Origin of the sequence: Nocardia vinacea (assembly GCF_035920345.1) — a bacterium.
In the GTDB taxonomy this organism is placed as follows: Bacteria; Actinomycetota; Actinomycetes; order Mycobacteriales; family Mycobacteriaceae; genus Nocardia; species Nocardia vinacea_A.
This window is the reverse complement of the sequence record NZ_CP109149.1, coordinates 8,953,504-8,974,637: the sequence shown is the minus strand read 5'-3', so window position 1 is coordinate 8,974,637 and position 21,134 is coordinate 8,953,504. Positions and strand designations below refer to the sequence as shown.

18 protein-coding genes are annotated in these 21,134 nt (G+C 65.4%); 7 read left to right on the top strand and 11 right to left on the bottom strand.

Going from position 1 to position 21,134, the window contains the following annotated elements:
• Positions 1–42: 42 nt before the first annotated feature.
• Positions 43–441: a YciI family protein gene (locus OIE68_RS40590; RefSeq protein ID WP_327096185.1), complete on the top strand. Its 399-nt coding sequence runs from the start codon at positions 43–45 to the stop codon at positions 439–441.
• Positions 442–450: 9 nt separating this feature from the next.
• On the top strand, positions 451–1,683 hold the full coding sequence (locus tag OIE68_RS40585; protein ID WP_327096184.1) for an RNA polymerase sigma factor: 1,233 nt from the start codon (positions 451–453) through the stop codon (positions 1,681–1,683).
• 83 nt (positions 1,684–1,766) lie between these two features.
• On the opposite strand, the gene OIE68_RS40580 is transcribed toward OIE68_RS40585, so the two are convergent.
• Positions 1,767–2,348, bottom strand: a complete 582-nt coding sequence (locus tag OIE68_RS40580; protein ID WP_327096183.1) for a nuclear transport factor 2 family protein — start codon at positions 2,346–2,348, stop codon at positions 1,767–1,769.
• Between the two features lie 601 nt (positions 2,349–2,949).
• Between OIE68_RS40580 and OIE68_RS40575 the strand changes: the two genes are divergently transcribed.
• Positions 2,950–3,426, top strand: coding sequence for an NUDIX domain-containing protein (locus OIE68_RS40575; protein ID WP_327096182.1), 477 nt, complete (start codon positions 2,950–2,952; stop codon positions 3,424–3,426).
• 377 nt (positions 3,427–3,803) lie between these two features.
• Here OIE68_RS40575 and OIE68_RS40570 read toward each other — a convergent pair whose 3' ends face one another.
• Positions 3,804–4,382 (bottom strand): dihydrofolate reductase family protein, encoded by a 579-nt coding sequence (locus tag OIE68_RS40570; RefSeq protein ID WP_327101991.1) that lies wholly within the window; start codon positions 4,380–4,382, stop codon positions 3,804–3,806.
• 279 nt (positions 4,383–4,661) lie between these two features.
• Positions 4,662–5,498: a phosphoribosylaminoimidazolesuccinocarboxamide synthase gene (locus OIE68_RS40565; protein ID WP_327096181.1), complete on the bottom strand. Its 837-nt coding sequence runs from the start codon at positions 5,496–5,498 to the stop codon at positions 4,662–4,664.
• Positions 5,499–5,635: 137 nt separating this feature from the next.
• On the opposite strand from OIE68_RS40565, the gene pepN reads away from it, so the two are divergent.
• Complete coding sequence (gene pepN / locus OIE68_RS40560; protein ID WP_327096180.1) at positions 5,636–8,218, top strand: aminopeptidase N; 2,583 nt, start codon at positions 5,636–5,638, stop codon at positions 8,216–8,218.
• Positions 8,219–8,271: 53 nt separating this feature from the next.
• Here pepN and OIE68_RS40555 read toward each other — a convergent pair whose 3' ends face one another.
• The 4 genes from OIE68_RS40555 to OIE68_RS40540 all read right to left on the bottom strand — a co-directional run bounded on the left by OIE68_RS40555 (position 8,272) and on the right by OIE68_RS40540 (position 11,280).
• Positions 8,272–8,736: a DUF5130 domain-containing protein gene (locus OIE68_RS40555; protein WP_327096179.1), complete on the bottom strand. Its 465-nt coding sequence runs from the start codon at positions 8,734–8,736 to the stop codon at positions 8,272–8,274.
• Complete coding sequence (locus tag OIE68_RS40550) at positions 8,723–8,998, bottom strand: hypothetical protein (RefSeq protein WP_063044630.1); 276 nt, start codon at positions 8,996–8,998, stop codon at positions 8,723–8,725. Before OIE68_RS40550 ends, OIE68_RS40555 begins: the two co-directional genes overlap by 14 nt.
• Before the next feature lie 139 nt (positions 8,999–9,137).
• Entirely contained in the window at positions 9,138–10,742 is a 1,605-nt protein-coding gene (locus OIE68_RS40545) for a glycoside hydrolase family 13 protein (RefSeq protein WP_327096178.1), read from the bottom strand.
• 133 nt (positions 10,743–10,875) lie between these two features.
• Entirely contained in the window at positions 10,876–11,280 is a 405-nt protein-coding gene (locus OIE68_RS40540) for a globin (RefSeq protein ID WP_327101990.1), read from the bottom strand.
• Between the two features lie 189 nt (positions 11,281–11,469).
• Here OIE68_RS40540 and OIE68_RS40535 point away from each other — a divergent pair, with 189 nt between their 5' ends.
• Positions 11,470–12,177 carry an HNH endonuclease gene (locus tag OIE68_RS40535; RefSeq protein ID WP_327101989.1) on the top strand — a complete coding sequence of 236 codons (708 nt, stop codon included), beginning with the start codon at positions 11,470–11,472 and terminating at the stop codon, positions 12,175–12,177.
• A 107-nt stretch (positions 12,178–12,284) separates the two neighbouring features.
• Here the strand turns inward: OIE68_RS40535 and OIE68_RS40530 are convergent, their stop codons facing one another.
• Entirely contained in the window at positions 12,285–12,845 is a 561-nt protein-coding gene (locus tag OIE68_RS40530; RefSeq protein WP_040687593.1) for a helix-turn-helix domain-containing protein, read from the bottom strand.
• A 113-nt stretch (positions 12,846–12,958) separates the two neighbouring features.
• Between OIE68_RS40530 and OIE68_RS40525 the strand changes: the two genes are divergently transcribed.
• The gene (locus tag OIE68_RS40525) at positions 12,959–13,663 is read left to right on the top strand and encodes an AzlC family ABC transporter permease (protein WP_327096177.1); all 705 of its coding nucleotides are present in this window, start codon (positions 12,959–12,961) and stop codon (positions 13,661–13,663) included.
• Positions 13,664–13,721: 58 nt separating this feature from the next.
• Positions 13,722–14,042, top strand: coding sequence for an AzlD domain-containing protein (locus OIE68_RS40520; protein WP_327096176.1), 321 nt, complete (start codon positions 13,722–13,724; stop codon positions 14,040–14,042).
• Between the two features lie 283 nt (positions 14,043–14,325).
• Here the strand turns inward: OIE68_RS40520 and OIE68_RS40515 are convergent, their stop codons facing one another.
• The 3 genes from OIE68_RS40515 to OIE68_RS40505 form a co-directional block, all read right to left on the bottom strand.
• On the bottom strand, positions 14,326–14,991 hold the full coding sequence (locus OIE68_RS40515; RefSeq protein WP_327096175.1) for a hypothetical protein: 666 nt from the start codon (positions 14,989–14,991) through the stop codon (positions 14,326–14,328).
• 197 nt (positions 14,992–15,188) lie between these two features.
• Positions 15,189–15,656: an acyl-CoA thioesterase gene (locus tag OIE68_RS40510; protein ID WP_419150635.1), complete on the bottom strand. Its 468-nt coding sequence runs from the start codon at positions 15,654–15,656 to the stop codon at positions 15,189–15,191.
• Positions 15,653–20,590, bottom strand: a complete 4,938-nt coding sequence (locus OIE68_RS40505) for an NAD-glutamate dehydrogenase (RefSeq protein ID WP_327101987.1) — start codon at positions 20,588–20,590, stop codon at positions 15,653–15,655. Before OIE68_RS40505 ends, OIE68_RS40510 begins: the two co-directional genes overlap by 4 nt.
• Positions 20,591–21,134 lie beyond the last annotated feature (544 nt).

Here is a 21,134-nt window from a genome sequence, read left to right as displayed (position 1 = left end):
CGAGCGCGCCGCTGGGGCGCACCGCAGGCTAGGAGACCGGAAATGAAGTACATGCTGCTCAAGACCTATGGGCCCGCCGCCGGCTGCGACGTCCCGATCACCGAGTGGACGCCGGAGGAGATCAAGGCGCATATCGATTTCCAGCGGACGCTCGGCGCGGAGCTGGCCAAGACCGGTGAACTGGTCGATGCGCAGGGCCTGGCCGGGCCGGACGAGGCACGACTGGTCAGTTCGGACGGACGATCGGCGCCGGTTGTCACCGATGGACCGTTCCCGGAGACCAAGGAATTCCTGGCCGGATATTGGCTTGTCGATGTGGAAAGTCCGGAACGTGCGCTGGAGATCGCCGCACAGGCTTCGGCGGGCCCCGGCCCCGGTGGTAAGCCGATCGGCGAGTACATCGAGGTGCGCGCGGTGATGGGCGCCCCGGCGACCGAGTAATAGTTGTCCATGCACGGAGCACCGCCCATCGAGGACCTGTTGCGCGAACTCGCGCCACAGGTCCTCGGCACGTTGGTACGCCGATTCGGCGATTTCGACACCGCCGAGGACGCGCTACAGGAGGCGATGCTCGCGGCGGCGACCCAATGGTCCGACGATGGGCTGCCGGATAATCCGCGAGCGTGGTTGATCCAGGTCGCGCAGCGGCGGATGGCCGATGTGGTGCGCGCCGAGGTGGCCCGGCGACATAGGGAGACAACGGTTTTCGAGCGCGATGTGCCCGATGCCGAGGCCGTCGATCGTGACGATACGCTCGCCGTGTTCTTCCTCTGCTGCCATCCTGCGCTGTCGTCCGCTAGTGCCATCGCGCTGACATTGCGTGCGGTCGGCGGGCTCGGCACGGCGGAGATCGCCAATGCCTTCCTGCTGCCGGAAGCGACCATGGCGCAACGGATTACGCGTGCGAAGAAGAAACTGGCCACCCTCGACCGCCCGTTCGCCCGGCCCGGTGATGCGCAATGGCATGAGCGGCTCGGTGCGGTACTGCATGTGCTGTACCTGATCTTCAACGAGGGGCACACCACCACAGCGGGACCCGACCTACAGCGGACCGACCTCTCGAACGAGGCCATCCGCCTGACCAGGTCGATCCATCGACTGCTCCCAGACGACACCGAAGTAACCGGGCTGCTCGCGCTCATGTTGCTCACCGACTCCCGGCGCGTCGCCCGCACCGGAGCGCACGGCGAATTGATTCCGCTCGCCGAACAGAACCGCGCACTGTGGGATCGCAAGCTGATCACCGAGGGCATGACCTTGACGACCAGCACACTCACCTCGGGCCTCACCGGCCCGTACCAGATCCAGGCCGCGATCGCCGTACTGCACGCGCAGGCGCTGCGTGCCGAGGACACCGACTGGCGTCGAATCCTGGCCCTGTACAACATGATCGAGCGCATCTCGAAGAACCCGATGGTCACCCTCAACCGCGCCGTCGCCACCGCCATGGTGCACGGCCCGGCCGCCGGTCTCGAACTCGCCGACACCCTCGAAGACCAGTTGGCAGGCAACCACCGCCTCGACGCAGTCCGCGGCCACTTACACGAAATGGCAGGCGATTTCGCCTCCGCCATCACCTGCTACACCTCCGCCGCCAACCACACCACCAGTACCCCCGAACGCGACTACCTGACCCTCCGCGCCGCCCACCTCCGTCTGGACACCGGCACGACGGCAGACTGACAGTGGCTGGTCCAGGTAGCCGCATTCGACCTCACCTATTTCGAAAACCGCCGAACCGACTGAAAGTCGGTGAAATCACCTCACTAGAGCCCGGTAGCTTCGTGGAATTTCTGAACGATCTCATCGAGCGGAGCGTCGGCCTCGATCACCGTGCCATCGGGATTGATCAGATCTATGCGGGTACGGGTGAGCTTGGAGTACTTTTCCACCCAGTGGCCGTCGGTGTTTGTATAGCACTCCCAGTAATGGCCGTAACCGTGCACCCCGAACGTATTGCCCCAGACAAGTACGTCATCCATCGTCCACACACCCGCGGCAGTCGTCGCGGACGTCATTTTGATTTGCGGGTCGTAGCCTTGGTGGTGTGTATTAGCGCCACCCAGCGTGAGTTGCAGGAAGGCGATGAACGAATCCCTGTTGGGAAATATGGGGCCGGCGCTGCCCGTGGTGTCCACTATGACGTCAGGCGCGAGGTGTGTGCTCAGGTCGGACCAGTTCTTGGTATCGATGGCATGGAAATAGTCTTGCTTGAGCTGCTCGACCGCCTCGATGCCGGGCGCCGAGACGGCAGGTTGCGAATAACACGAGGGAAGCGGGCCCGATGACTCTGCGTTGGCGGTCGGGATACCGATGGTACCGAGCATTGTCGCCGCACTGAACGCCACAGCGGCGCACAGTATTCCGGACCGCTTCCGCCCACCCGCTCCGGCCCGGAACCGGCCGCGATTTTCTACGGACATTTCTTCTCCTCTTCTAGCAGCAGGGCGCGAAGACCCCTGTTGTTTGCGACGACGGCCCCGCCAAAGGCATTGGCTAAAGCGCCATTGCCAGTGACGTTGCGTGCGTGCCGCGGCAATGTACTGCTGACAATCGCGAGCGAAGGCGGTGGTCCGAAAGGCGGAAGAAGTCGAGCGAAACCCGATCCCCGGAAAGGATTCCCGCGTTGTCGTCCCGGTCATCGGAATGCGATTTGACGGTGCCGCATCGACATCGCGAAGCGGGACAGAATTCACCCTCGCACTAAGGTGATCTCAGCAATGTAGCAACGGATTTCGCATGCCGTGACGAAAGTCCTTGGGTGACACACCGATTGGATGCTGGATATGGCTGTGGAGTCCCTGGTAGGTGGGGCTCACCACAAGATCCGTCTGCACCGAAGGGACTCCATGTGATCGCTTGTCTGGCCATGCTCGATGTTCCCCGGGACTGCTGGATCCGCCGTGTCTTGTACGCGCCAGGGCGGCGCTAGGCGGCAGACTGCTCGGTGTGGCAGGCAAATTCAGTGCTGGGATTCTGTTGTTCCGTCGGACCGCCGGTGATACCGAGGTGCTGATCGGGCATATGGGTGGGCCGTTCTGGGCGCGGAAGGATGCGGGGGCGTGGTCGATTCCGAAGGGTGAGTACGAGCCGGAATACGAGGGCGCCGAGGTGGCCGCGGCGCGTGAGTTCCTCGAGGAACTCGGGCTGCCGGTGCCCGAGGGCGATCGGGTGCCGTTGGGCGAGGTTCGCTACGGCAGTGGCAAATCCGCCAAGAACCTCACAGTTTGGGCCGTCGAGGGCGATCTCGACCCGTCCACAGTTGTCCCGGGCACCTTCGAAATGGAATGGCCGCCCAAATCCGGCCGCCTCGCCACCTTCCCGGAAATCGACCGCGTCGGATGGTTCGACCTCGCCACCGCGCACGACAAACTGGGCGCAGGCCAGCGGCCCTACCTCGACCGGCTAGCCGAGCACCTCGCCTGACCGACCCGTGCCCACCGAACACCGGCACCCACTAGGCACCGCACAACAACCGGACATCCCGCACCATCGAGCACCCGGCACCCCGTACGGCTACCGGGCACCGCGGCGCAATCCGCATGGAGGTGCCTGGCCTCGGTGTCGTTTGCCACCGGTGCACCACATGGCCAGTCGTGGGACCACCGACAGCCGAACAGAAGTGGAACAGGCTAACGCGCCGTTGACCGAAGACGCTGCGTTCCTGCACGACCGATATGCGGTATGAGCGTGCGTTGCTGACCTATGTGGCGTCCAGGCAGCACCCTTCCCTCGGACAGTCAGCGAATGTGTGCACCGAGATCGTGGGCAGGTTCGGCTGCTTGACGGGGGCATAGATGGACTCAGACATGCAGGGTGGGCCGGTATATGAGCTCTTGGATGTTGCCGTCGAGCGTGCGGCTCTCGATCAGCTCGAGGTCGAAGTCGGCCGCACCCTGGAAGATCGGGTCATCACCGGTCTGACCGGTGATCACAGGGAAGAGCGTCACCTGGACGCGGTCGACCAGGCCGGCGGCCATCAGCGCCCGGTTCATCGACAGGCTGCCGTGCGAGCGCAACGGCACCTCGGACTCCTTCTTGAGCCGTGCGACGACGTCGACGGCGTCACCGCTCACGACGGTGGCGTCCGGCCAGTCGAGCGGTCCTTCCAGGGTGGTCGACACCACCGTCGCCGGCAGGTTCCTCATCCGGGTGACCCATGGGTCACGCACCGACTCCTCGTTGCCCGAGTCCAGTATCTGCGTGAACGCCCGATAGGTGTTGGCCCCGAAGACCATCCGCTGCTCCGCCTCGTACAAGGCGAGGCGGTGGTCGAGCAGTTCGGGGCCTTGCTTGCCCCAGTAGCCGCCCCAGTCGCCGCCGCTGACGCCACCGTAGCCGTCGAGGCTGGAAAAGACGTCGAAGGTGTAGGTGACGGTCATGATGCTCTCCTCGAGTCCGGTTGATCGGGTCTGTGGATACAGACGAGACACCACGACGAAACTCATCGCCGCTCGACTCCTGAAGTCCGGTCGCATGCGGCCCAGGACTTGACCGCGGCCCAACGTGGTCGATGGTCCCGCACACCGATTCGCGCGCCGCGCTTGGTTTCTTCCCGCGATTTCGTGCGCGGCGTGACAAAAGGCGCGCGGGAGCGCATGTCGTTACCGAGGCAACCTATCTGGACGAGGCACTGCGAGCCGTCCCAGTCGCCCTGATGATCAGCGGGACGCTGCGCCCCAACTCTGCCCAGTGATGAGTTCGTATGCCTCGATGTACTTCTGCCGAGTGGCATCGACGATTTCGGCGGGGATCTCCGGGCCCGGATATTCCTTGTTCCAGCCCGTGGAGGTGGACCAGTCGCGGACGAACTGCTTGTCGAAGGAGCGTTGGGGGCGGCCGGGTTCCCATTCGGCGCCAGGCCAGAAGCGGGAGGAGTCGGAGGTCAGTACCTCGTCGCCGAGGGTGAGAACGTCACTGTCCCAACCGAATTCGACCTTGGTGTCGGCGACGATGACGCCGCGCACGGCGGCGTGCGCGGCACCGCGGGTATAGATCCGAAGAGTCAGGTCGCGCAGTTGCTCGGCGACCTCGCGGCCCTCCTGATTCACCACATCCGCGAAGGTGATGGGCTCGTCGTGGCCCTCGGAGGCCTTACTGGTCGGGGTGAAGATCGGCTCGGGCAGTATGTCGCCATCACGCAGACCGGGCGGCAGCGCGATGCCGGAAACCGTCCCGGTGTGCTCGTATTCCTTCAGCCCCGACCCGGTCAGATAGCCGCGCGCGATGCATTCGACCTGCAGCATCTTCAGCGGCTTGACCCGGATGCCGCGACCGGCGAATTCCGCGGGCACATCGGTCGCGGAGACCACATGGTTGGGCACCTCGGTGAAGTATTCGAACCACCAGTTGGACAGCTGGGTCAGCAGTGCGCCCTTATCCGGGATCGGCGTCGGCAGCACCACGTCGTAGACCGATACCCGGTCCGACGCCACCAGCAGCAGGGTATCGCCGTCCTCGTAGAGGTCGCGCACCTTTCCGGCGTGGATGTGCTTCACGTCGCAGCTCCGATCCTGGTCGATAGGGTTCAGGGGAAAAAGTCCCGCGCGGGCAACCTTACCGAGGTGGCATTGTGGTGAGTGCTGTGCCCGCCGGGGGCCGCCCGTGCATGTTCTTCGAACCACGAAGGAGTCCAATGTCCGCACCGAACCTGACTCGCGACCAGGCGATCGAACGCGCCTCGACAGTGCAGGTCGAGAACTATCGCATCGAGCTCGACCTGACCGACGGGGCGGGGCAGCCGGGCGAGCAGACCTTCTTCTCCCGCAGCACGGTCACTTTCACCGCGACCGCGGGCGCGAGCACGTTCATCGATATCGTCGCCCGCGGGGTCCGCTCCGCCGTGCTCAACGGCACCCCGATCGACGTCGCCGACTACGACGAAGCCAAGGGCATCACCCTCACCGGTCTGGCCGAGCGCAACGAACTCGTCGTCGAGGCCGACTGCGAATACTCCAATACCGGTGAGGGCCTGCACCGCTTCGTCGACCCCACCGATGACGCGGTCTACCTGTACTCGCAATTCGAAACCGCCGATGCCAAGCGCATGTTCGCCTGCTTCGATCAGCCGGATCTCAAGGCCAGCTTCGATATCAGCGTCACCGCCGCGCCGAGCTGGAAGGTCATCTCCAACGCCGCCGCGGTCGATACGCTCATCGCCGATCCCGGCAAGCACCTGTTCCGCACCACCCCGCGGATGAGCACCTATCTGGTCGCGCTCATCGCGGGCCCGTACGCGGAATGGACCGACGCCTACACCGACGATCACGGCACCATCCCGCTCGGCATCTACTGCCGCTCCTCGCTCGCCGAACATATGGACGCCGAGCGCCTCTTCACCGAGACGAAGCAGGGATTCGGCTTCTACCACAACAACTTCGGTGTGCCGTACGCCTTCGGCAAGTACGACCAGCTGTTCGTCCCGGAGTTCAACGCGGGCGCGATGGAGAACGCCGGTGCCGTTACGTTCCTGGAGGACTACGTCTTCCGGTCCAAGGTGACCCGCGCCTCCTACGAGCGGCGCGCCGAGACAGTTCTGCACGAGATGGCGCATATGTGGTTCGGCGATCTGGTCACCATGAAGTGGTGGGACGACCTGTGGTTGAACGAATCGTTCGCGACCTTCGCCTCGGTGCTGTGCCAGTCCGAGGCGACCGAATACACAAGTGCCTGGACCACTTTCGCCAATGTGGAGAAGTCCTGGGCCTACCGGCAGGACCAGCTGCCCTCCACTCACCCCATTGCCGCGGATATCCCGGACCTGCATGCGGTTGAGGTCAACTTCGACGGAATCACCTATGCCAAGGGCGCTTCCGTGCTCAAGCAGCTTGTCGCGTATGTCGGTCTGGAGCCGTTCCTCGCAGGTCTGCGCGCCTACTTCACCGAACACGCCTACGGCAATGCCACTTTCGACGATCTGCTGTCGGCGCTGGAGCAGTCCTCGGGCCGTGATCTGTCCGGCTGGGGCGCGCAGTGGCTCAAGACCACCGGCTTGAATATCGTTCGGCCGGATTTCGAGGTCGACGCCGAGGGCAAGTTCACCTCGTTCGCCGTGGTGCAGGAGGGTGCGGCACCCGGTGCGGGCGAACGTCGCGTCCATCGCCTCGCCGTCGGCGTCTATGCCGACCAGGACGGAAAGCTGGTGCGCACCAAGCGCGTCGAGCTCGATCTCGATGCCGCCGAGCGCACCGACGTCCCCGAGTTGATCGGCGTGCCACGCGGCAAGTTCGTGCTGGTCAACGATGACGACCTCACCTACTGCTCGGTGCGCCTGGATGCCGATTCGCTCGACGTGCTGGTCAACCGCATCGCCGATATCGCCGAACCGCTCCCCCGCACGCTGGCCTGGTCGGCCGCCTGGGAGATGACCAGGCAGGCCGAATTCCGGGCCCGCGATTTCGTCGCCCTGGTCCAGCGCGGCGTCGGCGCCGAATCCGAAATCGGGGTGGTGCAACGACTCCTGATGCAGGCCAACACCGCGATCGGCAGCTACGCCGATCCGGAATGGGCCACCACCACCGGCTGGCCCGAATACGCCAACCGGCTGCTGGAGCTCGCTCGCGAGGCCGAGGCGGGTTCGGACCACCAACTCGCCTTCGTCAACGCACTCACCGGCGCCAAGCTGTCGGACTGGCACACCGAGGTGCTGCGTGAACTGCTCGACGGCGACCCGGCGAAGGTCGGTCTCCCGGGTCTGATCGTCGACACCGATCTGCGCTGGCGGCTGGTCACCGCACTCGCCGCCGCCGGTGAGATCGACGCCGAAGGGCTCGCGACCCCCTCGATCGATACAGAGTTGTCCAATGATCCGACCGCGGCGGGTAAGCGGCAAGCCGCGGCCGCGGCGACGGCTCGTCCGATCGCCGAGGTGAAGGAGCAGGCCTGGACGACGGTGATGTCCGACGATTCGGTCCCGAATATCACCGCCCGTTCGATCGTCGGCGGCTTCGCGCCCAATGGCCAGGGTGAGCTGCTGACGCCGTACGTGGAGCGCTATTTCGCCGAGGTCCCCGGCGTCTGGGAGCGCCGCTCCAGCGAGGTCGCGCAGACCGTGGTCATCGGGCTCTATCCGGCGTGGGCGATCAGCGAGGAAGCCGTCGCGACGGCGGACAAGTTCCTCGCCGATGACCATCCGCCTGCGCTGCGCCGCCTGGTGAGCGAGGGCAAGGCGGGCACCGAACGCTCACTGCGCGCACGCGCCTTCGACGCCCAGGACTGAAAACAAACGGCGCGTTCACCTCAACCGAGGTGAACGCGCCGGATGTGGAACGATCAGCGACCGATAGCGGCGGCCATCACGCGAACCGCGGAGATCAGGCCGTCGATGAGCTGGCCCTGCCGGAACGAGCTCAATGCGGCGGTGACGCCGAGCTGGCAGACGCGGTCGTTGGCGCGATCAGCGACCTCGTGGCCGGAGCGCACCTCGATGGCCTTGTCATTGGGCGAAACCGCGATGAGCACCGAACGCGCGGCCTCGGGGGTCGCGGGGAAGACCGCGTCCGCACCGGCGGCCGGATCCGCGCCGAGATCGCCGATGTAGATGCTGAAGCGCACCTTTGTCGCGCGGGTCGCCTCGGTGAGCACGTTGTCTATGGCGAGCCGCTCGTCATCGCTGAACGGGGCTTCCTTGAACACCGCGCCGGCCTCGTGCACACCCGAGACGCGGCCGCTGCTGGTGACCACCGAACCGTGCGGCAGTTCGGATTCGACTACCGCGGGCCAATTAGAACTTGCCACTTGCCCGGCCTCCGATCAGCTCCACGTCGGTGGATTCGATTGCCGCATGGTGCCCATGCGACGACTCAGCGTGGTGACCCGATCCGGTCACCTCGTCGGTAGCACTCCACAGCACGGGAGGCTGGGTCCACTTCTGACCGAGATCGAAGTGGACCGGCTTCTCGCCGGGCAGTGGCTTGCCGAGAAACGACAATCCGGCGATCGCGCCGTAGATCACCAGCGGGATGCCGAGGAAGATCAGCACTGTCTCGAGAATGCTCATGACTGCGCCTCGCTGACGCTCGGCTCCGTCATGCGCATCGCGCGCTGGCACATGGTTCGCTCGCTTCGCTCACTCACAGGATCAAAGGTAGACGATCCTCTGTAGTAGTTCGCGCTCTGGTCGAATTCGTGTTGTCCCCTCACACCATCCAGGCGGCGGCATTCGCGGGCAACTGTCCGTTCACCGGTGGGGCGCTGACGAGCAGTACATCGCCCGGCGGCAGGGAGATCGGCACGGGGGATGCGTTCAGCACACAGACCAGTCCACCCGGTCTCCGGAAGGCCAGGCAACCCGACGGACTGCCGTACCACTCGATCCGCGGACCCGCGAATTCCGGTCGGACACTGCGTAGTTCGATCGCCAAGCGGTACAGCGACAGCGTGGAGCCCAACGCCTCCAACTGCGCCTCGACCGATGACGACGCCCATTCCGGCGGTATCGGCAGCCAGGACTGCTCGGCGGTGGTGAAGCCGAACGGCGGCGCAGCGCCCTCCCATGGAATCGGCACCCGGCAGCCGTCGCGTCCGCGCTCGGTATGTCCGGAGCGTTCCCAGACCGGATCCTGCAGCACCGCCTCGGGCAGATCGTCCACATTCGGCAGTCCGAGTTCGGCGCCGTTGTAGATGAAGACCGCACCGGGCAGCGCCAACTCCACCATGATCATCGCGCGAGCCCGCGCGACCCCGACCGGACCGCCGCCGTAGCGGGTGACCTCGCGCTCGATGTCGTGGTTGGACAGGGTCCAAGTGGGCGAGGCGCCCACCGGCGCGACGGCCGCGAGCGAATTGTCGATGGCGGCCCGCACCGGATCGGCGGCGAATTCCGTCTCGGCGAGACGGAAATTGAAGGCCAGGTGCAGTTCGTCCGGTCGGACGTACTCGCCGAATCGGGTGTTGTCGTCGACCCACACCTCGCCGATCGAGACCGCGTTCGGATACTCGTCCAGCACCTTCCGGATGCGGCGGTGGATATCGTGCACATTGGGATTGTTGAAGCGCGGATCGCTGTCGTCGTGCACGAGCATCTTGGTCTCGACGCGCACCATATCGGGCAGGCCGTCCGGTTTGGCCATGCCGTGCGCGACATCGAGGCGGAAGCCGTCGACGCCGCGGTCGAGCCAGAACCGCAGCGTCTGCTCGAAATCGGCGGCGACCTCGGGATTCTGCCAGTTCAGATCGGGTTGCTCACGCGCGAAGATGTGCAGGTACCACTGACCGGGGGTGCCGTCGGCCTCGGTGATTCGAGTCCAGGCCGGTCCGCCGAAGATGCTCGGCCAGTTGTTCGGCGGCGTGGCGCCGTCGGGTCCGCGGCCGTCGCGGAAGATGTAGCGCTCGCGTTCATGGCTGCCGGGTGCGGCGGCCAGCGCCGCGGCGAACCACGGATGCTGATCACTGGTGTGGTTCGGCACCAGGTCCATGGTGACCTTGAGATTGCGGTCGTGCGCTTCGGCGATCAATTCGTCCATCGCCGCCATACCGCCGAACAGCGCGTCGATATCGCGTGGGTCGGCGACGTCGTAGCCGCCGTCGGCCATCGGCGAACGCATCACCGGACAGATCCACAGCGCGTCCACCCCGAGTAGTTCGAGGTAGCCGAGCTTCTCGCGAACTCCGCCGAGATCGCCGATCCCGTCACCGTCGGAGTCCGCGAAGGATCGCGGATAGACCTGGTAGAACACGGCCGACCGCCACCAAGGTTGGGCGGTGCGATCCACCGACGCCGACACGGCAGGTGTATCAGTCACATCCGCAATAGTGCCAAAGATTTTCGGTAAATTCGCCCAGGCTCAACTATGTTCTGCGACACCCGGCAAATTTTCAGCGTTGCATACCCCGAGCCGAGACCCCAGCGCTGACCCGGAACCGGACGAAATTATCTCACCAAGCCGCATTCATCAGCGAATTTGCCGCCATCTCCAAATAGTCGAGCAATGCCTTGCGATGTTCATCGTCCAGAATTTCCGGTTCGATTTCCGCCACGCCGATGCGCATGCAGCGCAGCCACGCGTCGCGCTCCACCGGACCGATTTTGAACGGCATATGCCGCATCCGCAGCCGCGGGTGCCCGCGTTCGTCGGAGTAGGTGCGCGGCCCGCCCCAGTACTGCTCCAGGAACATGCGCAGGCGCCGCTCGGCCGGTCCGAGGTCCTGCTCCGGATACAGCGGGCGCAGCACCTCATCGGCCGCCACCTCGCGATAGAACGCCGCGACGATCCGCTGGAACGTCTCCGCCCCACCGATCGCCTCGTAGAACGACGTGGCTGTCTGCTCGCCGGAACTCATCAGGTCCTCTCGATCGGGGCAATGTGCCGCCGTCCATTGTGCCCGCGTTACGAACGGGCGGCCCTTCAACCACAGTTCATCCGACATTGTGCGAAATCACCGTGCAATAGCAGGCGTTCCATGGTCAACTGGGTGGCAGTCTCTGCCGAGATACCACATGATCTTGAAAACTACGAAACCGGGGTCACCATGAAGCAGCGGCACGGCCGATCACATGAGGCCAGGACGCACCGACAACTCCAGCCCGCCGACGTCCACAATCGTGGGTCGGGGGCTACTCCGCTGCACATCTTGTCCGACCACTATCCGGGTGCCCATCGCACCGGTGAGCCTGCTCACCACATCGCACACCTCACGGCCGTCCAGAACGAGGCCGCCAACTGGTTGAAGCGCCGGGTGCTGCTTCTGAATGCCACCTACGAGCCGCTCACCGCACTGTCCGCGCGCCGCGCCGTCGTACTTCTCATCTGCGATAAAGCCGATACCGTCCACCACGACCCCGAGGGTTCGGTGGTGCATTCCGCCGAATCCGCCGTCACGATTCCGTCCGTCATCCGGCTACGCAGCTATGTGCACGTCCCTTATCGCGCGCGCGTCCCGATGACCCGTGCCGCCCTCATGCATCGCGACCGCTACCGCTGCGGCTATTGCGGCGGGAAGGCGGAGACCATCGACCACGTCATCCCGCGCAGCCGCGGCGGTGAACATTCCTGGGAGAACTGCGTCGCCAGCTGCGCGCCGTGTAACCACCGCAAGGCCGACAAGCTGCTCAGCGAGCTGGGGTGGACGTTGCGTTCGCCGCTGGTTTCGCCGAAGGGGCCGCATTGGCGACTGCTCTCGACCACTGCGGAGCTGGATCCGGTGTGGTTGCAGTATCTCGGTGAAGGCGCGGCCTGAAGCTTCAAGGTATGCGCGGGCCCGAGTGGCTTTCACATGGCCTAAGCCGCCGGGCCGGAATTCCGGCAGCCCGTTGATCGTCAGGATTCGGACGAGCCGACCGGGAATCACGTGTATTCGACGACCAGCGTTGCCCAAGTGTCGCGTTCGAGGGCCTCGAAAATGTGCGGTGCGTCACCCGGGTAGGCGATGTAGTCGCCGGGTGTCAGTTCGACCGGTGCGTCGATCGGGCCGACGAGCGCGCGTCCACTGGCGAGGAGCACATGCTCGACCACGCCCGGGATATGCGGCTCCGATTTGCGCGCATGACCGGGTTCGGACGTAATGCGGAACAGATCGCGGCGGGAGTTGGCCGGACCGGCCGCCAGCAGCGTTGCGCGGTACTCGGACTCGGCGGCGGCCACCACCGGCCCCTCCCCCGCACGGATGACGTGAACGGTGGGCCGCGGCGGGTCGAGCAGCCGGGAGAAGGGCATATCCAGGGCGACGCACAGCGCCCACAAGGTCTCCAAGCTCGGATTGCCGGTGCCGGATTCCAGTTGGGACAGTGTGGATTTCGCCACTCCCGCGCGGTTGGCGACCTCGGTGAGCGATAGCCCGGCGCGGGTGCGCTCGCGGCGCAGGGCAGCGGCGATCACCGCCTGTGGCGTCGTCGGACTCTGCTCCATTTCCGCTCCCGTCGACTAGGTGGATAGCAGGCCGGCCGGGGGGGTGAGTACAGCTGACCGCCAAACAGAGAACCATATTGACGAATCGTCCCGCCATGTTCACTATAAGCAACATGCGTTCGACATGGCGAACACTTGATCGGGATACACTCTCCGGAATCGCGGCGGTACTGCTCGCGGTCGGGCTGATCGGCGTTTCCTACGGTGCGACCGCTGTCACCTCCGGTTTTCCACTCTGGGTACCGATCGTGCTCGGGATCGTGGTGCTCGCGGGCGGCGCGGAGTTCCTGTTCATCGGAATCATGGCCGCCGGTGGCAGCCCGATCGCGGCGGTGCTGGCCGGACTGCTGGTCAATGCCAGGCATCTGCCGTACGGACTGTCGGTGCCCGATGTGGTTGGCACCGGATGGCGGCGGCGCATCGGCGTACACGTGATGAACGACGAATCCGTCGCGCTGGCACTCGCCCAGCCCGATGTGGCGCGTCGGCGGGCCGCGTATTGGGTGAGCGGGTTGGGTGTGCTCATCGCGTGGCCGGGTGGCGCGGCGATCGGTGCGCTGATCGGCACGGTGGTGCCCGATACCGGTGCGATCGGGTTGGACGCGGTGTTCCCCGCGGTGCTGTTATCGCTGATCACGCCCGCCTTGCGAGCCCGCGGCACGCTGCGCGCGGCCCTGATCGGGGCGAGTGCGGCCGTGGCGAGTGCGCCGTTTTTACCCGCGGGAATGCCTGTGCTGGTTGCGCTTTCGGGGCTGTTCTTCGCTATTTCGAGGAAAGGCGACAGCGAGGCCGAGCCCGGAGAGACGCAGGCGGCATGAGCAAGCGATTCATCGGCGGAGCACGTCCGGCCGAACCGAGGACCGTGGAGGCGCAGGCGTGAGTACCCCGATCTTGTTGGTAGCCATGTCCGCACTCTCCGCCGGAACATATGCCTTCCGTTCATCGGGCCCGGCACTGCGCAACCGCATCCGCTTCCCAGAGCGAGCAACCAAACTGCTGGAGATCGGCGCGGTTGTCCTGCTCGCGGCGATGGTCGCCATCACCACTGTGCCCACGGGCACCGGCCACCTCGGATTCGCCTTACCCGCAGGGGTTTTGGTCGGCGGCCTGCTGGCGTGGCGCAACCAACCGATGCTGGTGGCCATCCTGGCCGCGGCGGGTACGACCGCCCTGCTGCGCCTGGTCGGCGTCACCTGACCCGCCACACTGCTTGTCGCGGGTGCACACCCGGTACACCGGGTGCGCATTTACGACAAAGGGTGCGCAGACACGTCTTTCAGGACCACCTCATCCAAGAGGATCCCGAATCCCGAGCGGGTGAGCGGACTAGCACCGCCTGGTCCGGAGACCACCATCGGCAATGCCGAATGCGATCAGCCGCACCCTCTCTCGGGATCCAACCCGTTTCGGTGCCGACAGTACGAATCCCGACAGGGGGCGCGGGAATTCACACGACCGGCACCGACGGCTGCGGGCGGGGTCAGCTGGGAGTCAGAGGGATGCCGCCGCCACGGCGCCGGGCGACGGAACCGTAGCGGGCGTCGAGGCGCAGCCAGGTTTTGGTGGCACGGACCCGGACGATTTCGGTGGGCAGGATGCGGCGGGAGTCGGCCTTGTCACCGGCGTGCGGGATGAAATCCATTGCGGTGAGGGCAAATACGACGCGCATCGGAACCTGCACCTGAGCCGCGGCCGCGGATACCGTAAGCACCGTCTGGTCGAGCAGGGAGGCGGGCGGGCCATGGTTGCTGCCGTGTTCCTTGGCCAGTGCTGCGCCTTGTTCGGCGAGTTCGACGAGGGTGCGCGCGGGCACATCGTCGACATGTTCGAAGCCGACATCCGGCGGCAGCGCACCGCGCCATGCCGAATCCATCGAGTAGCCGAGGTCGATCGGACTGCCGGACGGCAGACCGGCCAACACCAGATCGGCACCGACGGTGACATCGTCGACACCAAGCTCGGCGACCACGGTACGTACCGCGAGTGCCTCGAAACCCGTTGCCACCCAAGCAGATACGTACCGCTCCCCGCGACGGCGCAGACGCACCACCGCCGCCGGATCCAGCCGAACAGCTCGGCTCAAGAATGTCGCCAGATTCTCCCGCTCAGCCGGATCGGCAACATCCAGGACGCGTTGTCCCGACATCAGTGCTCCCATATCGCAGCCGGACCCAGTCGCCACACGACAACCGAGGTCAGCCCTCGCCCTTTCACGACCGCTGTACGACCGGATTCAGCCATCACCACACGACCGACGATGCCGACGACCACTGCTCGACGACCGAAGCCAGCCATTACCACCCGGCCATCCGAATCCGCCGCCCGAGCGAGCCGGGCAAGCGTTCACTCTTTCCACTCGGCGAGGTAATCACGTTCGGTATCGGTGAGCCGACGCAGGCGCTGCGTGCGCATATCGAAGGCCGCGATCTGGGTGGAGGCGATCACCGCGGGCGGCGAGTCCGGGGCCGCGCCGTTGGCCCGGACCTCGTAGCCGATGGTGAAGTCGACCGCACGCAGCTGCTCGATCCACATGGCGATATCGAGCGGGGTGTCGTCGTGACGCAGCTGGCCGCGGTAGCGGACCCGAAGGTCCGCCAGCACGCAGCCCTCGCGCAACGGCGCGGTCGGGCGTCCGTCCTCGAACAGCCACGGAATCCGCGCCTCCTCCAGCAGCGTCACCATGCGGGCATGGTTGACGTGCTGGAACACGTCCATATCCGACCACCTGACGTCTACCTTGGCGTGGAAGCGCTTGGGCAGCAGCAGGCTGCCACCAAGCGCGCTCCCATTACCGTCGAGCGAACTGGTCAACGCGGTACCTCCGATTGGGCGCCCACCCCGCTCACCATGCTTCGCACTTGCCGCGCTGCAACCGACAGCGTGGCGAGATCGTGGGTTCCGGACTCGAACAACTCCGACAGCGCGGCCCGAGCGCGCCCGAGCCGGGACTGGTTTTTCGACTCCCAGTATGCAATCTTCTCGTCCGCTGTCTCCTCCGGGTCGCCGCCGGAGAGCACATCGAGGGTCAGCGAGCGCAGCGATCCGTACATATCGTCGCGCAGTGCGAGCCGGGCCAGCGCATGCCAGCGATCGCCGCGTTCCAGGTGGCTGACCGCCTGCAACAGCCAATCGATCTTGAGGTGATCGTTGAGCGCGTAGTACAGCGAGCCGACCTCGTCGCCGCTGCGATCGGTGATATCTGCGATATCCAACACATCGAGCAGCGGGAACAGATTCAGCAGCCCGAAGACCTCGGTGGCGAGGTCGGTCGGCGCGCCGCGCGCGATCACTTCGGCGGACTGATCGGTCAGCGTCGAGACGTGATGCCCGCGCAACCAGCCGGGCACCTGCGGCGCCAGTTCCCGCACGCCCCGGCTGTACCGGTTGATCTCCGCGCCGACCGCGATCGGCTGCGGACGGTTGGTCAGCAACCAGCGCGAGGCGCGATCCAGCGTGCGCTTGGTCTCCAGTTCGAGTTCGTCGCGCACCGATACCGGGGCGTCGGTATCCCGGATCCGCGCCCACATATCGTGCAGATCGAAGATCTCGCTGGCCGCCGCGAATGCGCGCACCGCGTCGGTCGAGCTGGCGCCGATCTCCTCGGTCAGCCGATGGGCATAGGAGATGCCGCCGTAGTCGACCATCTCGTTCACCACCATGGTGGTGGTGATCTCGCGACGCAGTCGGTGCCGCTTGATGGCGGTGCCGAAACGCTCGCGCAACGGTGTCGGGAAATACTCCGGCAGCCGGGTGGCGAAGTACGCGATCTCCGGCAGATCGGTTTCCAGCAAGTCGGCCTTGAGCGAAAGCTTCACGTGCGCCATGAGATTGGACAATTCAGGCGAGGCGAGACCGGTGCCCTCCTCGAGCCTGCGCTTGATCTCCACCTCCGAGGGCAGCGCCTCGAGCTCGCGATCCACCCCGCGACGCGCCTCCAGATCTTCGATGAGCCGCTCGTGCACATTCAGCATCCCGGGCGCCTCGGCCCGGGAGATGCCCATCAAGAAATTCTGGGAGACGTTGTCCTGCAACACCATCTGGGCGACCTCATCGGTCATCGAGGCGAGCAGCGGATTGCGTTCGGCCTCGGGCAGCACGCCCGCGCTGACCACGCCGTCGAGCAGCACCTTGATATTGACCTCGTGGTCGGAGCAGTCGACACCGGCGGAGTTGTCCAGTGCGTCGGTGTTCATCTTGCCGCCGTTGCGGCAGAACTCGATTCGGCCGAGTGCGGTCGCACCCAGATTGCCGCCCTCGCCGATCACCTTGACCCGCAGCTGATTTCCATTGACGCGCACCGCGTCATTGGACTTGTCACCGACCTCGGCATTGGTCTCGGTACTCGCCTTGATGTAGGTGCCGATGCCGCCGTTCCACAGCAACTGTGCCGGCGCGAGCAGGATCGCCCGCACCAGTTCCGGCGGTGACAGCGCGACCACATCATCGGCCAGCCCCAATGCCTTTCGCGCCTGCGGGCTGATCGGTACCGACTTCACGGTGCGATCCCAGACGCCACCGCCGGTGCTGATCAGCGAGGTGTCGTAATCGGCCCACGACGAGCGCGGCAGTGCGAACATCCGCTGCCGCTCCCGGAACGACGTCGCCGCTTCGGGATTCGGATCCAGGAAGATGTGCCGGTGGTCGAAGGCCGCGACCAACCGGATGTGCTCGGACAGCAGCATGCCGTTGCCGAAGACATCGCCGCTCATATCGCCGACCCCGACCACGGTGAAATCGGTTGTCTGCGTGTCGATATCCATCTCCTGGAAGTGGCGCTTCACGCTCTCCCATGCACCTTTGGCGGTGATGCCCATCGCCTTGTGGTCGTAACCCGCTGAACCACCGGAGGCGAATGCGTCACCGAGCCAGAAGCCGTAGCGCTGAGCCACATCATTGGCGATATCGGAGAAGGTCGCGGTGCCCTTATCGGCGGCCACCACCAGGTAGGTGTCGTCGCCGTCGCGGCGGATCACCCGCGCGGGCGGCAGTACCGCACCGGTCACGCGGTCGACGTTGTCGGTGACATCGAGCAGTCCGGAGATGAAGGTCCGATAGCATTCGACGCCCTCCGCGCCGAGTGCCTGCCGATCCGCGGTCGGATCACCGGTGGCGGCGGGCGGCTGCTTCACCACGAATCCGCCCTTGGCACCGACCGGTACGATCACCGCGTTCTTCACCGCCTGCGCCTTCACCAGGCCCAGGATCTCGGTGCGGAAATCCTCCAAACGGTCCGACCAGCGCAACCCACCACGCGCCACCGGACCGAAGCGCAGATGCACACCCTCGACCCGCGGCGAATACACAAAGATCTCGAATTGCGGCCTCGGCTTGGGCAATTCGGCGATCTCGCGCGGTTCCACCTTCACCGAGACGTACCCGCGCGAATTGCCCTGGGCATCGGTCACGTAATAGTTCGTCCGCAGCGTCGCCTTGACCAGCGAGAGGATCGCACGCAGGATCCGGTCGGCGTCCAAGCTGACGACCTCATCGATGCGGCCGCGGACCCGGGTCTCCAACTCGGCGGCGTGCTCGGCCGATTCGGTATCGGGATCGAACCGCGCCGCGAACAGATCGACGAACAGCCGCGCGATATCCGGGTAGGCGAGCAGCACCCTGGTGATATTGGCCTGGCTGTACGGGAAGTCGGCCTGCTGCAGGTACTTCGCGTACATCCGCAGGATCGATACGGCCCGCCACGTCAGCCGGGCGCGCAGCACGAGTTCATTGAGCCCGTCGGCTTCGCCACGCCCGAACCAGACCGCTTCGAAGGCCTCGGTGAACCGGTCGTGCAGCCCACGCTCCTCCGATTCCAGCGCATCGGCTCTCGCCGAAGACTCCAACAGTTCCGCGTCCAGATCCCGGTCCAATGAACTGCGCAGCAATTCCGGCCTGGCCAGCAAGCCGAAGTCATAGATCCAGCGTTCCCCGCCGTCATCGCCGAGCACCGGATCCAAGAGAATCTGATACGGCCGCTCGTCGACCACCTCGACACCGAGACTCTGCAGCACCGGCAGCACCTGGCTCAGCGAGATGCCGCTGCCGCCGATGTAGAGCGTGAACCGCCACGAACCCGGCACCGAATCCGCACGGCGATACAGGTGTTGGTCGATGGAGCCCGAAGCGAGGCCCTCCAGCCGGACCACATCGGCCAGTGCGCGCTCGGCGGCGAAATCCTGTTTGTACGCCTCCGGAAAAGCCTCGGCGTAGCGCTGCACCACCCCGGGATCCAGCACGGTCGAGGTGCTCACCGCATCGTTGAGGCGGTCGTCCCAGGTGTGCGTCGCCTCGGCGAGCAGGTTCTGGATGCGCAGCCGATTGGCCTCGGAGGTGTCGGCCTGGGCCACCGATTCGCGCGGCACCCCGAGCTCGGATTCCGGCATGCGCACCGTGAAATACACACTGGCCAGCTCACTTTCGCTGACCCGCGCGGAGTAGTCGATGGAGACACCGCCCAGTTCGCGCACCAGGATTTCCTGCATCTCCAACCGCACCCGCGTGGTGTAACGATCCCGAGGCAGGTAAACCAGGCACGCGACGAACCGGCCGTAGCCGTCCGCGCGCAGGAACAGCCGAACCTGTCGGCGCAGACCGACATTCAGCACGGCGGTCGCGGTGCGGCGCATGGTCTCGACATCGGAGGAGAACAGCTCGGTGCGCGGGAACGACTGGACGACCTCGAGCATGGCCTGTCCGGAGAACGAATCCAGATCGAAGCCGCTCTCCTCGATCACCGAACGCACCCGGCGCTCGATCACCGGGATATCCAGGACGTTCTCGTGCACCGCGGTCACCGTGAAGACACCGATGAACAGGTGTTCGCCGACGATCGTGCCGGACTCGTCGAAGTCGGCGACGCCGATGAAGTACGGGTACACCGAGCGGTGCACGGTGGCGGGCACCAGGCCTTGGGTGAGCATGAGCAGCGGGCCGTCGCCGGCGTTGATCGGCACCCGGAAGTCGGTGCCGACATCGGGGCGCAGCACGCCGAGGCAGGTGCCGGGCAGCGGGTTCGAGATCGTCTGTCCCTGGTCTGCGCTGAGTTGGTAGCGGGCATAGCCGAGCACGGTGAAATTGCCACTGGCCAACCAGCGCAACAGATTCGCGGTATCGACCAGATCGGTATCGGGGAACGGCGCGTGGCCGGTTTTCGCCGCGACCTCCAGTTCATCGGCCAGATTGCTCTGCACCTGTTTGATGGCCTCGGTATCACCGATGACCTGACGCACGTCCGCGACCACATCCGGCATGGATTGCTCGATCCGGTCCAGCAGGGCCGCACTGGTCGACGGGTGCAGTTGCAGATGCATCCACGATTCGCGCAGGCCATCGGTGCTGTTGCTGTCGACCTCGTGCGGTGCGGCGCTGGTCAGCCGTCCGTCCGGATCGCGCGTCACCTCGAAGATCGGGTGGATCACCTCGCTCACGCTGACGCCCATCCGGCTCAGCGACGAGGTGATCGACTCCACTAGCAGCGACATATCGTCGGTGACCAACTGCACCGCGGCGCCGAGGCCGGAGCCATCATCGGGGTGATAGACCCGCACCAGCGCCCGCCCGACGGGGCGGGTCATCGCGAGTTCCATATGCCGCCGGAAGATCTGAGTGATCCCGGTGATCGCGCAGTCCACATCGCCCGCGTCGACGTGGCGGAAATACGCCTCCTCGAGGCTAGCGAGTTCACCGCGCAGCGACTGCGGCAAACTCGCGGCCCACGCCGCACTGGACAATTCGGACGAGACCGTCATTTTTTCGCCAACTCCTCGGATTCGGTTCCGCAACAAAGTGACGCCGGTCCGAGAGTAGCTGTACCATGCTGACGCGTGGGTGAAATCCCTTCTAAATGCAGGGTGTTCACCGATACCGTAGCGTTCGCCGCTTGATTGCCGAGGTGGTTGGTCCCGGCACAGCACCCGATCGGACCGACGACGTCAGGTAGACGCAATCGCGGTGGTAGCGACCCAATGCCCGGACTGCGCCTGCGCATGCACGCTCCCCACCATAGTCAGATCTTTGGAGGGGCGTGTGTCGACCGTATTTCCTTCGATGAAGACACTGCGCGGTGCGTGTTCACCGCAATTCCTTCGGCAGAACGACCCTTCGACGTGGTCATGCACAGATGTGATCGCCTCCACCCCGGTCCGCAACCCGGTGCGGCGGCTCGGCGCCGAAGGGTCTTCGGCAAAAGGGATCGTGGATTGCTCGGACTGCGCAGGCGCATGCACGCCGCCAACCTCATCCAAACCGGATGCATCTGCCACTTCGCCCCGACCGAAACATGATGTGGCGGCC